The sequence below is a fragment of the Burkholderia sp. AU31652 genome (assembly GCF_002223155.1).
GTDB lineage: Bacteria > Pseudomonadota > Gammaproteobacteria > Burkholderiales > Burkholderiaceae > Burkholderia.
The window spans coordinates 842,966-856,857 of sequence record NZ_NKFG01000005.1 but is presented as its reverse complement, the minus strand read 5'-3'; the positions used below and the strand labels follow the sequence as shown (position 1 = coordinate 856,857).

The 13,892-nt window shown below is 66.9% G+C and carries 11 protein-coding genes; 3 read left to right on the top strand and 8 right to left on the bottom strand.

Annotation, left to right across the window (positions count from 1 at the left end):
* Positions 1-24 precede the first annotated feature (24 nt).
* The 7 genes from CFB40_RS21410 to CFB40_RS21375 all read right to left on the bottom strand — a co-directional run bounded on the left by CFB40_RS21410 (position 25) and on the right by CFB40_RS21375 (position 10,285).
* Positions 25-1,434 (bottom strand): CheR family methyltransferase, encoded by a 1,410-nt coding sequence (locus CFB40_RS21410; protein ID WP_089428072.1) that lies wholly within the window; start codon positions 1,432-1,434, stop codon positions 25-27.
* Positions 1,431-1,943 carry a chemotaxis protein CheW gene (locus CFB40_RS21405; protein ID WP_089432330.1) on the bottom strand — a complete coding sequence of 171 codons (513 nt, stop codon included), beginning with the start codon at positions 1,941-1,943 and terminating at the stop codon, positions 1,431-1,433. The genes CFB40_RS21410 and CFB40_RS21405 overlap by 4 nt, the downstream gene beginning before the upstream one ends.
* Complete coding sequence (locus CFB40_RS21400; protein WP_089432329.1) at positions 1,940-3,616, bottom strand: methyl-accepting chemotaxis protein; 1,677 nt, start codon at positions 3,614-3,616, stop codon at positions 1,940-1,942. Before CFB40_RS21400 ends, CFB40_RS21405 begins: the two co-directional genes overlap by 4 nt.
* Positions 3,617-3,740: 124 nt before the next feature.
* Positions 3,741-4,874 (bottom strand): hybrid sensor histidine kinase/response regulator, encoded by a 1,134-nt coding sequence (locus tag CFB40_RS21390; protein WP_089428075.1) that lies wholly within the window; start codon positions 4,872-4,874, stop codon positions 3,741-3,743.
* Between the two features lie 481 nt (positions 4,875-5,355).
* Positions 5,356-6,939, bottom strand: coding sequence for a Na+/H+ antiporter (locus CFB40_RS21385; protein WP_089428076.1), 1,584 nt, complete (start codon positions 6,937-6,939; stop codon positions 5,356-5,358).
* Positions 6,940-7,181: 242 nt separating this feature from the next.
* A complete protein-coding gene (locus CFB40_RS21380; RefSeq protein WP_089432328.1) occupies positions 7,182-8,615 on the bottom strand; it encodes an aldehyde dehydrogenase family protein in 1,434 nt (477 codons plus the stop codon).
* Positions 8,616-8,644: 29 nt separating this feature from the next.
* Entirely contained in the window at positions 8,645-10,285 is a 1,641-nt protein-coding gene (locus tag CFB40_RS21375; RefSeq protein WP_089428078.1) for an acetolactate synthase large subunit, read from the bottom strand.
* A gap of 92 nt (positions 10,286-10,377) precedes the next feature.
* Between CFB40_RS21375 and CFB40_RS21370 the strand changes: the two genes are divergently transcribed.
* The 3 genes from CFB40_RS21370 to CFB40_RS21360 all read left to right on the top strand — a co-directional run bounded on the left by CFB40_RS21370 (position 10,378) and on the right by CFB40_RS21360 (position 12,466).
* Positions 10,378-11,430 (top strand): RNA-guided endonuclease InsQ/TnpB family protein, encoded by a 1,053-nt coding sequence (locus CFB40_RS21370; RefSeq protein WP_089432327.1) that lies wholly within the window; start codon positions 10,378-10,380, stop codon positions 11,428-11,430.
* Between the two features lie 394 nt (positions 11,431-11,824).
* Entirely contained in the window at positions 11,825-12,163 is a 339-nt protein-coding gene (locus CFB40_RS21365; protein ID WP_089432326.1) for a type II toxin-antitoxin system RelE/ParE family toxin, read from the top strand.
* A gap of 3 nt (positions 12,164-12,166) precedes the next feature.
* A complete protein-coding gene (locus CFB40_RS21360) occupies positions 12,167-12,466 on the top strand; it encodes an addiction module antidote protein (RefSeq protein ID WP_089432325.1) in 300 nt (99 codons plus the stop codon).
* A gap of 48 nt (positions 12,467-12,514) precedes the next feature.
* Here the strand turns inward: CFB40_RS21360 and CFB40_RS21355 are convergent, their stop codons facing one another.
* Entirely contained in the window at positions 12,515-13,801 is a 1,287-nt protein-coding gene (locus CFB40_RS21355; protein ID WP_089428081.1) for a DUF445 domain-containing protein, read from the bottom strand.
* Between the last annotated feature and the right edge of the window lie 91 nt (positions 13,802-13,892).

Here is a 13,892-nt window from a genome sequence, read left to right as displayed (position 1 = left end):
TGTCGGTCCCCAACCCATCTCTTGTCAGCCGGCCGAGCGCCGTGCGCGCTCGAGCAGCCATTGCGCGCCCGCACGATCGCCGCCGACGTCGAGCAGCGTCGCGAGATGGGTCAGCGCTTCGTGGTGCGTGGGCCGCAGGTACAGCGCCTTCCGGTAGAAGTCGCCGGCTTCCGCGGCGCGACCGCGCGCGTCCGCGATCAGCCCGTTCAGGTAGAACGCATCGGCATGCGGCCCGACGCGCGCCGAGAATTGCGCGAGCACGCGCTCGGCCTCGTCGAACGCGCCGGCATTCGCCAGCGCCTGCGCATCTTCCAGCGTCGGCGCGGCGCGCTCCGCAACCGGGGCGAGCGACGCGGCCGGTTCGGCCGCCGTCACCGGCTGGTCGCCCCGTGCGTCGAACGCGGCCGCGTGCATGGCGGGCGGCGGCGCCGCGAACGGCTGACGCGTGTCGCCGAGCCACGCCGGCGGCGCGACCGCCAGCACCGAGCGCGTCGCCGCGAGCGGCGCGACCGTGAAACGCTCCGCGCGCCGATACGGCGCGGCCGCCGCCAGCGGCGCCGCCGGCCGGGCCGCGAATACATCGCCCGCCGCCGCGGCGGGCTCGCGATGAAACGCGAACGCCAGCGGCACGCGCGCCGAGCGCATCCCGTGCCGCATCGCGACGCCCGTTTCCGCCGGCCCGACGAACAGCATGCCGTCGTCGGCCAGACGCGCGTCGAGCGAGCGGATCACGCGATCCTGCGCGTCGCGATCGAAGTAGATCAGCACGTTGCGGCAGAACACGAAATCGTAGCGAATGCCGGTATCCACGGCCGGTTCGACGAGGTTCGACTGACTGAACTGCACGCACGCGCGCACGCGCTCGTCGAGCAGCCAGCCGTCGCGGGTCGGCGTGAAGTGCCGCGCGCGAAACTCCGTCGCGGTGCCGCGGAACGCATTGCGCCCGTAGCAGCCGAGCCGCGCCTGCTCGATCGCGCGCGTGCTGAGGTCGATCGCGTCGATCGTGAAGCTGGCCGGGTCGAGCCCCGCGTCGAGCAGCGCCATCGCCGCCGAATACGGCTCCTCGCCCGTCGAGCACGGCGCGCTCAGCACGCGGATCACCCGGCCGGGCAGCGCGGCGAGCCGCTCCGTCGCGAGCCGCGCGAGCGTCGCGAAGGCCTCCCGGTCGCGGAAGAACCAGGTTTCGGGCACGACGAACAGCTCGATCAGCGCACGCCGCTCGTCGGCCGATGCGTTGAGCTGCTGCCAGTAGGCGTCGAGCGCGTCCTGCGTGACGGGCGGCCGCGCCGCCGACGGCAGGCGCTCGCCGTCCGCCTGCAGCGCGTGCACGCGTTCCGTCAGCGCGCGGATCAGGAAATCGTTGCCGAGCGAATCGGGGTCGATGCCGGTCTCGCGCAGCAGCCAGCCGCGAAATCGCGATTCGGACTCTTTCATGCTGACTCTCCCCCGTGGCCAGGCAGGCCATCGAACAGATACAGGCGCGCGACGTCGTCGACCAGGTCGGATACCGATACCTGCTGCACGACACCATCGGGCGTATTCGCGACGGGCCCGAGCCAGCGCGTGCGTGCGGTCGAGATGCCGCTCGAGCGGAACGCCGCGCGGTCGATCCGCATCGTCTGCGTCGCACGCTCGACGATCAGCCCGATCGTGCGCTCGCCGCCCGCTTCGTCCGCGCGGTAGCGGACCATCACGAGCCGCGTCGAGCGCAGCGCATGGGCGCGGCGCCCGAGCGCCAGCATCGGCACGTCGATCACCGGCACCGGCTGGCCGCCGCGCATCAGCAGCCCGGCGATCCAGTCGGGTGCGCCGGGCACGGCCTTCGTGACCGCGAGCGGCAGCACCTCGTCGATGCCGGCTGCGTCGAGCGCATAGCGCCCGCCATCGAGCTCGAACATCAGGAACAGCGCGTGGGCGCCGTTCTGCGGGTCGGCGCGCGTCACGCGTCGACCTTGAAGCGCGACACGCTGGTGCGCAACTGGTTCGCGACGAGCGTCAGGTCGTCGATCGCCTGCGACGACTGGCGCAGCGACTCGGCCGTCTGCTGCGCGGCCTCCGACAGCTGCGACAGCGCCTGCGTGATCTGCTCGGCGCCGTTCGCCTGCGTCTGCATCCCTTCGTTGACCATCTGGAAGCGCGGCGCGAGCGTCTGCACCTCGGCGATGATCTGCGACAGCTGCCCGCCGACCTGCTGCACGTCGAGCATCCCGCGGCGCACTTCCTCGGAGAACTTGTCCATCCCCATCACGCCCGCCGACACCGCCGACTGGATTTCCTTGACCGTCTGCTCGATGTCGTAGGTCGCCACCGCCGTCTGGTCGGCGAGGCGGCGGATCTCGGTCGCGACGACCGCGAAGCCGCGGCCGTATTCGCCGGCCTTCTCGGCCTCGATCGCCGCGTTCAGCGACAGCAGGTTGGTCTGGTCGGCCACCTTGGTGATCGTCGCGACCACCTGGTTGATGTTCAGCGCCTTCTCGTTGAGGATCGCGAGCTTCGCATTCACCGAACCGGCCGCGTCCATCACGCTGCGCATCGTCTCGCCCATCCGCGTGAGCCCGCTCTGGCTCACGCCCGCGAGCGTCGCCGACTGCTCGGCCACGCCGGCCACCTCGTTCATCGTGCGCAGCAGGTCGCGCGACGTCGCGAAGATCTCGCGCGAGGTCGCGCCGATCTCGGTCGTCGTGGCCGCGGTTTCGTTCGCGGTCGCCTGCTGCTCGCGCGACGTCGCCGCGATCTCGGCCACCGACGTCGTCACCTGCAGCGACGATTGCTGCGCGCGGGCGACGAGCTCGGTCAGCTCGTCGGCCATCCGGTTGAAGCCCGTCTCCAGCGTGCCGAATTCGTCGCGGCGGCGCAGGTCGAGGCGGCGCGTCAGGTTGCCGGTGCGCATCACGTCGTGCACCTCGACGAGCCGCGCCATCGGGACGGTCACCGACCGGTACAGCAGGTAGCCGAGCCCGAGCGCGGACAGCAGCATGATCGTCAGCGCGCCGACGAGCACGACTTCCGTGTCCTGCACGGATTCGCGGATCAGCTTCGCGGACTGCTCGGCGAACTTGCGGTTTTCCTGCACCAGCACGTTCGCGTTGCGCACGACCTCGGTCCACGCGGGCAGCACTTTCGCGTACGCGGCGACGGCCTCCTCGCGGGACACGCGGCTCTTCTGCACGGCGTCGTTCAGCAGCGGCACGTAGTGGTCGAACGCGCCGCGGAACGCCGCGAAGCGCTGCCGGTCGTCGTCGCGGAACGTCGTACTCTGATAGTCGACCGACAACGCCTCGACTTCCTTCAGCGCATCGGCGATCTTCGCGAGATCGCGATGCACGCTGTCGGGATCGGTTTCGACGAACGTCGCCTGCTGCAGCAGCATGAACGATTCGTTGACCGAACCGCGCAGCGACGACGCAAGGTAGACGCCCGGCAGCGAGTCGCGCTCGATGCTGACGGCTTCGCTGTTGATCGCGCGCAGTCGCTCGTAAGAGACGCCGGCTGTCACCAGCATCAGCACGAACAGCACGCCGAAGCTGAGCAGGATGCGATTGCCGAGCGTCAGCCGGGCAGCGCCGATCGTCGGATGCAGGCTTTCATTGGTCGCGCGGGGCGTCACGGTGGCCATGTTCGTTATGGGCTTTATAAAATCTGCGTTGAAAAAATCCACGCCCGCCGGCGCGCCGGACGGCGCGCCACGAGCGCATCAGGGTCTCTCGGGCAGCGCGGCGCCGGCAGGCCGCGCCGCGACATCACCGCTCCGCTTGCGCCGGCAGCCGAAGCGCGACCATGAAGCCGCGCGCCGTATTGCGCATCAGGATCTGGCCGCGATGCCGCGCCGCCGTCGCGCGGACGAACGCGAGCCCGAGGCCGAAGCCGCCGCGCGCCGCGCCATGCGCGGATTCGAGCTGCACGAACGACTCGGTCGCGGCCGTGCGCTGCGCCGGCGCGATTCCCGCGCCGGTGTCCTCGACACCGATCAGCCAGGCGCCGTCCTCGCTGCCCAGCGTGCAGTGCACGTCCGTGCCGGCCGGGCCGTACTTCAGCCCGTTGTCGATCAGGTTCGCGACCGCGCGCGTCAGCATCATGCGGTCGCCCATCGTCACGCATTCGGTATCGGGCACGTGCGCGGCGACCCGGCTGCCGAGCCCGGCCGCCTTCTCCCACAGCTGGTCGACGGCGTCGAGCACGATCTCGTTGAGACTCACGACCTCGTGCGCGCGGCGCTCGGACTGCGCGCGGGTCAGGTGGATGAAGCCGTCGGCCAGCGCGAGCGCGCGCCGCGCATGGCCGGCAATGCGCTCCATGATCGCCGGCATCTCGCCGTGCTCGGTCCGGTAGACGTCGAGCAGCGCGAGGATCGACGTCTGCGGCGAACGCATGTCGTGCGACAGGAAATCGAGCGCCTCGTCGCGCTGCCGGGACATCAGGTAAGAATTCGAGTGATAGCGGATGCGGGCAGCCAGCTCCATCGCGTCGGGGAGCTTCACCAGATAGTCGTTCGCGCCGGCGATGAACGCCTCGCGCTTGACGATCGGCTCCTCCTTCGCGGACAGCACGATGATCGGCACGCGAGCGGTGCCGGCGTCCGCGCGCCACGCGCGGACCAGATCGAGGCCGTCGATCTCCGGCATCACGAGATCCTGCAGGATGACCGTCGGCTTCACGTCGCGCGCGACCGCCATCGCCCGGTGCGCGTCGGTGCACACGTGCAGGTCGATGTCATGTTCGCTGCGCAGCGCGCGGCGGATCACCTCGCCGACGAACGGTTGATCGTCGACGAGAAGGACCGATAACCCCGATTCAAGACAATCCGAGGCATTATCACCGCTCGATTCTTTCATAAATACAGTTTCAAACGCCGATTCTCCAATCGATTCTTTCATAGGAGTTGTTTATCAGACTTGGACGCTATCTTATTTCAGCGGTTGAAAACCCCGCCTGATTCCGCCGAATTGGCCTGTCGGCACCGCCTTGCAGGGTTTCGGACGCCGATTTCTCCCCGTTGGCGGCCGTATTACCTCCGCATCCTTTCTCTCAATAAACATAACCGGCTAATTCTAAATGAAATTAGAACACAGCATCTATCTCAATCCGGTTTAGTTTTGCCAAATATGCACAAAGAGACGGAAACAGTTAAATCGGATCATTTCCGGATTCGAAAGACGATAACGTTTGCGAGACCCGCGCGATAAGGCTTGCATGCGCTGCAAGGCTGGCTGCCGTCGCATTTGAGGGCCGGATGAATATCCACCCCATCGGCGGGCACGCGAAAGAAAAAAAGCGCGCCGGGCAACGATCGGCCGGGCGCGCTTCGGGCCGGCTGACGCCGGCCGCTCGATGGCGATGTGACGGAGGTGTGCGGCCTTACCCGCGCGCGTGCTGCGCGGACACTTCCTGCAGGTCGAGGTCGCGTTCGAGCGCGTGCAGCATCTCGTCGTGGATGCGCCCCGAACGGTGCAGGCGCAACAGTTCCGCGCGCCCGGCCCGGATCGCGGCCAGCACGACGTCGTAGTGCGCGGCACGCACTTCAGCCGGATACGTCGGCTCGTTCTTCGCCCTTTCCGTCAATTCCGCACGATACGTGTACTGCTCGAGCAGGCGCGGATGGATCACGACCCCGTTCTCGTCGCGCACGAGCGGCTGGATCGCCGCAAGCTGCGCCGCCTCGACGTATGCCCACGTCTGCGGCTCGGTCAGGTGGTGCGACGCGCGTTCTTCGCGCTGCGGCAGGCGCAGCAGCCGGATCAGCGGCCCGATCGTCGTGCCCTGCAGCAGCACGGTGACGAGGATCACCGCGAACGACGCGACCAGGATCACGTCGCGGCCGGGCATCGCCTCGGGCAGCGACAGCGCGATCGCCAGCGTGACGACGCCGCGCATCCCGGCCCAGCTCATGATCGTCGCGGCCTTCCAGTCGGGCGCTTCGCCGCGCCGCGCGATCCCGCGCACCGGCCACTTCAGCGCCTCGACCGCGTAGATCCACACGAAGCGCGACACGATCACCGCCGCCAGCACCGCGAGCATCGGCGGCACCATCGTGGCGAGCACCTGCTCGAAACCGCCGAGCCGGTGGATCGCGCCGCGCAGCGACAGCCCGATCAGCACGAACACCATCGCTTCGAGCAGGAACACGATGACCTGCCAGAACGCGGTGCCGCGCGTGCGCACCGCCGCCGAGAACACCTCGTGCTGATGCCAGCCGACGATCATGCCGGCCGTGACGGTGGCGATCACGCCGGACACTTCGACCATTTCCCCGGCGATATACGCGATCCAGCCGGCGATCACCGCGACGGTGATCACGAGATAGTCGTCGTCGAGCAGCTTCAGGAACCACACGACGAGCTTGCCGACCACGAAGCCGACCACCACGCCGCCGAGCCCGAGTTCCGCGAAACCCACGACCGCGTGGCCGAGGCTGAAGGTGCCCGACAGCGCCGCGACGACCGCGAAGCGGAACAGCACGAGGCCGGCCGCATCGTTCAGCAGGCTTTCGCCTTCGAGCAGCACCATCAGCCGGCGCGGCAGCGCGACGCGCTCGAGCACGGCCTTCGCCGCCACGGCGTCGGGCGGCGACACGATCGCGCCGAGCGCGAAGCACGCGGCCCACGGCAGCGACGGCGCCACCCAGTGCACGGCGAAGCCGACCGCGAACGTCGTGAACACGACCGCGCCGATCGCGAGCAGCAGGATGCCGCCGACGTTGCGCTTGAACTCCTCCCACACCGAGAAGTACGCGCCGTCCATCAGCAGCGGCGGCAGGAACACCAGCAACACCAGTTCCGGATCGAGATTGATCGGCGGCAGGCCGGGAATGAACGCGATGCCGATGCCGCCGATCAGCAGCGCGGCCGCGGGCGGCAACCGCAGCCGCTTGGCGATGCATTCGAGCGCGACGATCGCGAGAAATGACAACAAAACCAGCTTGAATGCCGAGACGGGGGACATGAATCGACCTCGTGAAGAATGAATTCGCGCGTTCCGGTGTCGTACCCCGGTCGGCAGTTTCGCGCGATTACATCACGAGGCGAGGCCGGCAGTCGAGCGCGTTCGAGCCGCCCGCCGTGCGAGTCAGTCACGGTGCGGGCCCGGCGCCGGCCCAAGGTGTGCGGCACCATGAAAAACGGCACGCGGGCCGGCCCGATCGCCCGCCCGCGTGCCGTCGCGGCACCGCGCCGCCTGCCCGCGCGTTACCGGCGCCGCACGACCATCAGCCGCGGCTCGGTCATGTCCTCGATCGCGTAGCGGATCCCTTCGCGGCCGAGGCCCGAATCCTTCACGCCGCCGTACGGCATGTTGTCGACGCGGAACGACGGCACGTCGTTGATCACGACGCCGCCGACCTCCAGCTCGTCCCACGCGCGCTGCGCATGCGCGAGCGAATCGGTGAACACGCCGGCCTGCAGCCCGAAGTCGCTGTCGTTCACGCGCGCGAGCGCCTCGTCGAAGCGGTCGAACTTCTCGAGGATCGCGACGGGGCCGAATGCCTCCTTCCGGTACAGGTCCTGTTCGCGCCCGACGTTTTCCAGCAGCGTCGCCTCGAACATCGCGCCATCGACCTTGCCGCCCGCGACGATCTTCGCGCCGGCCGCGACGGCCGCGTCCATCCAGCCCGACAGCCGGCGCGATTCGGATTCGGAGATCATCGGGCCGACGAACGTCGACGGATCCTTCGGGTCGCCCATCTTCAGCGAACGCGTCTTCGCGATCAGTTTCTCGCGCAGCGCGTCGTACAGGTCGGCATGCACGAGGATCCGCTGCACGCCGATGCAGCTCTGGCCCGACTGGTAATACGCGCCGAACGCAAGGCGCTCGACCACGTAGTCGAGCTGGTCGCGCTGATCCGCATCGACGATCGCGGCCGCGTTGCCGCCGAGTTCCAGCACGACTTTCTTCTTGCCGGCCTTCTCCTTCAACGCCCAGCCGACGGCCGGCGAACCCGTGAACGACAGCAGCTTGAACCGCTCGTCGGTCGTGAACAGGTCGGCACCGTCGCGATGCGCGGGCAGCACCGAGAATGCGCCCTTCGGCAAGTCGGTTTCCGCGAGCACTTCGCCGATGATCAGCGCGCCGATCGGCGTGCGGCTCGCCGGCTTGAGCACGAACGGACAGCCGGCCGCGAGCGCGGGTGCGACCTTGTGCGCGGCGAGATTCAGCGGGAAGTTGAACGGTGAGATGAACGAGCACGGGCCGATCGGCACGCGCTTCGTGTAGCCCGTATAGCCCTGCGCACGCGCGGAGATCTCGAGGTTGATGATTTCGCCGTCGATCCGCACCGATTCCTCGGACGCCACGCGGAACGTGTCGATCAGCCGCGTCACTTCGCCCTTCGAATCGTTGATCGGCTTGCCGGCCTCGATGCACAGCGCCTCGGCCAGCTCGTCGAAGCGCTCGCGAAAGCGCGCGACACAATGGTCGAGCACGGCCTGCCGCTTGTAGGCCGGCAACTCGCGCATCGGCTTCGCGGCATCGACCGCCGCGCCGATCGCCGCGTCGATGGCCTTCGCATCGGCCAGCGCGACGCGTGTCGCGACCTTGCCGCTGAACTTGTCCGTCACCTCCAGATCGGTGTTCGCGTAGACGGCTTCGTTGGCGAGGTAGTACGGATAGGTTTCCTTCAACATGGAACGACTCCTTCCTGTGAACGTGGCATTCAGAGTTGCGCCGACAGGCGCTTGATCTCGCGGTTCAGCACGCGCTCGTTGTCCGAATAGTCGATCGGCACGTCGATCACGTGCACGCCCGGCGACGAGAAACACTCGCGCAGCAGCGGCTCGAGATCGTCGGCCGATTCGACACGATGCCCGTGCGCACCGTAGCTTTGCGCATACGCGACGAAATCGGGGTTCTGCAGCGTCATCGCGAAATCGGGGAAATTCATGTTCTCCTGCTTCCAGCGGATCATCCCGAACGCGTCGTCGCGCAGGATCATCACGACGAGGTCGAGCTTCAGCCGCACGGCCGTTTCGAGCTCCTGCGAATTCATCATGAAACCGCCGTCGCCGCACACGGCGATCACCTTGCGCTGCGGATGCACGATCTTCGTCGCGATCGCCGACGGCAGCCCGGCACCCATCGACGCGAGCGCGTTGTCGAGCAGCAGCGAATTCGGCTCGTGCGCGCGCCAGTAGCGCGCGAACCAGATCTTGTACATCCCGTTGTCGAGACAGACGATGCCGTCGACCGGCATCGCGTTGTACAGATCGTTGACGATCCGCACCGGGTACATCGGGAAGCGCGAGTCGTGCTGCCCCTTCTGCAGATGCGCGTCGAAATGCTCCTTGATCATCCGGAAGCGCTCGAAATCCCAGTGCGATTGCGGCGTCACCGCCTCCTTCATCTGCCACACCGCGTTCGCGATGTCGCCGACCACCTCGATCTGCGGGAAATAGACGGGGTCGACCTGCGCGCCGAGGAAGTTCACGTGGATCACGGTCTTGTCGTCGGTACGCATGAAGAACGGCGGCTTCTCGATCACGTCGTGGCCGACGTTGATGATGCAGTCCGCATGCTCGATCGCGCGGTGCACGAAATCGCCGTCGGACAGCGTCGCGTTGCCGAGCCACAGCGGGTGCGTCTCGTCGATCACGCCCTTGCCCATCTGCGTCGTGAAGAACGGGATGCCCGTCTTGTCGACGAATTCGAGCAGCATCTTGCAGGTGGTCTTGCGGTTGCCGCCCGCGCCGATCATCAGGAGCGGATGCCGCGCGGCCTGGATTGCGTCGACCGCATGCGCGACCGCCTTCTCCTCGGCCACCGGCCGCCGGCTGTAGCTGCGCGGGATCGGCTTGCCGTCGCCCTCCTCGTGCGCGATGTCTTCCGGCAGCTCGAGGTGCGCGGCGCCCGGGCGCTCTTCCTCCGCGCGGCGGAACGCCTCGCGTATGGCCGACGGGATGTTGCCGATCGACACGATCTGCCGCGTGAACTTCGTGAGCGGCTGCATCATGTCGACCACGTCGACGATCTGGAAGTGGCCCTGCTTGCTGGACTTGATCGGCTTCTGCCCGGTGATCATCAGCATCGGCATGCCGCCGAGCTGCGCATAGGCGGCGGCCGTCACGAAGTTCGTCGCGCCGGGCCCGAGCGTGGCGATACACACGCCGGTGCGGCCCGTCAGGCGGCCGTAGGTGGCGGCCATGAACCCGGCCGCCTGCTCGTGCCGGGTCAGCACGAGCTTGATCTTCGATCGCCGCAGCGATTCGAGCAGATCGAGGTTTTCCTCGCCGGGAATGCCGAACACGTACTCGACGCCTTCGGCTTCCAGCGCCTTCACGAACAGATCCGATGCTTTCATCAAAATTTGCTCCGAGAAACCCCGCCCTTGATGGCGGGAAGGACAGGCGTGCTGTTGACAGGCAGCTTCTTCGACGGGTTAGGATCACCGGCATGGTCCTTGTCTACCGCTACCGAGTGAAGTCGCTCAACGGACTGCTCAACAAGCAGAGCCGTGCGGTGAACTACGTCTGGAACTTCTGCAACGACACGCAGAAGCACGCGCTCAAGTGGAACAAGAGGTGGCCAACGGGTTTTGATTTGAATGTGCTGACCACGGGTAGCAGCAAGGCGCTCGGCATCCACTCCGGCACGGTCAACGCGACGTGCGAGCAATATGCGAAGTCGCGCAGTCAGCACCGTCGGCCTTACCTGCGTTATCGCGGCAAGAAATCGCTTGGCTGGGTGCCTCTGAAGGGCCGCGACCTGAAGCGTGAGGGTGACGCGTTTCGTTTCGCCGGCAACACCTTCCGCGTGTTCAACAGCCGGGCGCTTCCCGAAGGCAAGATCAAGGACGGAACCAACTTCGCGCAGGATGCACGCGGCAACTGGTTTCTCAACATCGTGATCGAGATGCCGGATGTTCAGGCCCGCCCGATCCGTTCCGGCGTCGGCATCGATCTCGGCCTGAAAGACTTCGCCACACTTTCGACCGGAGAAAAACTGCCGAATGACCGGTTCGGTCGACGCGCGGCGGAAAAGCTGGCGAAAGCGCAGCGGGCGCGAAAGCACAAGCGGCATATCGCGAAGCTGCACGCCAAGGTGGCGAATACCCGTGCCGACTTCCAGCACAAGCTGGCACTCGATCTGGTGCGGCGTTTCGATTACATCGCGGTCGGCAACGTGTCGGCTGTCAAACTCGCCAGAACCAGGATGGCGAAGAGCGTCTACGACGCGTCCTGGTCGTCCTTCCGAAACAAGCTCCGCTACAAAGCGATCGCGCACGGAGCCACGTTCGAGGAAGTCGACGAAAGCGGTTCCACCCAGTCCTGTTCGGCGTGCGGATCGAAAGACAGCACGACGCGGCCGAAAGGTATCGCGGGACTGCGAGTAAGAGAGTGGGCCTGCAGTGAATGTGGTGTCGAGCATGATCGTGATATCAACGCTGCGCTGAACATTCTCCGATGCGGACGTGCATCGCCAGGTGTGGGAATCCTCCGCCTTTAGGCGGACGAGGACGTCAAGGGGACTCTCGGTTATGCCGCCTGCCCGGCCTACGGACACGCGGCGTACAGGACGCGCGCCGGCCTACGGCACGCGGACGCCTTACCTACTGGACACAGACCACGGCACTGCTCGCCGCGCAACACGCGATGCTCGATGCGTGATGCGCGGCGGCGCCTCCGGATGCCGGAGGACGAACGGACCCGCCCGCGCGCGGCGAGCGCGCACGGGCGGCAAAGACGTTTTTGATTGTAGACGGATTCGCGGAATTCCGGCTTCGACCGGATGGCCGGCCCCGGCCTCGCGACAGGATCGGCCTGACGGCCAATTCGACCTCGAACGACGCGCGCGGCACTACCGTAGGCGCAACCGATTCCATTCATCGAGCATGTGAACCATGGTTGACATCCTGCAATCCGTGCCCTACAGTGCGCCTACGTACAGCATCCGGACCACCGACGTCTTCGATGCCTGGTTTGCCTGCCTGCCCGATCGCCTCGCCAGGCGCCGCATTCAGGCGCGCATCGACCGCTTGTCGATGGGCAATCCGGGCGACTGGAAATCCGCCGGCTCCCCCGTCGTCGAAATGCGTATCGACCACGGCCCCGGCTATCGCATCTATTACGCAAGGCGCGGAACGATATGGGTGATCCTGCTCTGCGGCGGCGATAAATCGACGCAACGGGTCGACATACGCGCCGCGCACGCAATGCTCGCGCACCTCGACATGGAGTGATCGATGAACAAGATCAACACGCGGCCGTGGGATTCGGCCGAACACCTGAAAACCGAAGACGACATGGCCGAGTACTTCGACGCGTGCCTGCAGGAAGCCGGCGACGATTCCGCCTTCATCGCGCATGCCCTCGGCGTGATCGCCCGCGCACGCGGCATGTCGCAGGTCGCGCGCGATGCAGGCCTGTCGCGCGAAGGGTTGTACAAGGCGCTGTCGCACGACGGCAACCCGAGCTTCGGCACGATCCTGAAAGTCATCAAGGCGCTCGGCCTGCAATTGCACGGCGCCAAGGCGGTCGCGTAACCCGGCGGCGCACCGCATCGCGCCACGGGCGCAACGCGCGTGCCCGCGTCAGTGCAGCCAGCCGGCCGCCCAGCGCGGCACCAGCGACACCAGATACAACCCGAGCCCGATCAGCCCGCCGACCAGCGTGCCGTTGATGCGGATGTATTGCAGATCCTTGCCGATGTTCAGCTCGATCTGCCGCGACATCTCGCGCGCATCCCAGTTGCGTACCGTGTCGCGGATGTGGCGCATCAGGAAATCCGCGAAATCCGGCGCCATCTCGTGCACGGCCTTCTCGACGTGCTCGTTCAGCGACGCACGCAATGCCGGGCTCTCCGCGAGCCGCGCACCGAGCCAGCCGCCGAGCATCGCGGCCTGCCGGTGCAGCGCCGAATCGGGGCGCGCGAGATCGGCCTTCAGCCACGCGCGCAACTGGTCCCACAGGTCACGCACATAGTCGTTGAACGCGGCGCCGTCGCGGATATAGCGCCTGATCTCCTCGCCCTTCTCGATGAACGCGGGATCGTGCTTCAACCGCTCGGCCAAGCGCACGACCGTCCGGTCGAAACGTTGCCGCAGCTCGTGCTCGGGATCGGCCGCCACGCCTTCCAGCACGCGGCTCACCGCGCTCGCGAGCATCCGCGCGCCGTTCTCGCCGAACCACTGCGTCGGCATGATCTTCTCGACCTTCGGGTACTGCGTCTTCAGCCATTCGACGATGAAACCCGCGATCACCTCGCGGTTCTCCTCCTTGTCGAGCACGTCGACCACCTGTTCGATCGCGTCGTCTAGCAGCGCCTGGTGGCGGCCGTCCTTCGTCAGCGTGTCGAGGATCGCGCCGGCCGATTGCGACAGGTCGATCCGGTCGATCACCGCGCGAAACGCGTCGTGCACGAACGACTGGATCCGCGCGTCGTCGGTCATGTCGAGCGCGAAACTCATCAGCTTCGTCACATAGCCGCCGAGCGCCTCGGTGTTCGCCGGCTCGCCGAGCCACGCGCCGAGTTTCTGCGCGGGATCGTGCTGGCGGATCTGCGCGGCGAGTGCGTCGGGGCCGAGGAATTTTTCGCGCACGAACACCGCGAGGTTGTCGGCGATCTTGTCCTTGTTCTTCGGAATGATCTCGGTGTGGCGCGACACGAACGGGATCGGCACGCGCCGAAACAGCGCGACGACCGCGAACCAGTCGGCGAGCGCGCCGACCATCGCGGCTTCGGCCACGGCCTTGACGCCGTCGACCCACGGGCCGCGCGGCAGCAGGATCGTCGTGACGAACACCGCGACGGCGGCCAGCAGCAGCCACAGCGCGCGGCGCTTGCTGCGTTTCAGTTCGAGGGCTTTGTCTGGCGTCATGGGCAACGGGTCGGGCGAACGATGCCGCTAATATGCACCGGTTGCGGGGCTGCCGACAAACATTGCGGCACGCGTCGAGCGTATCGGACGC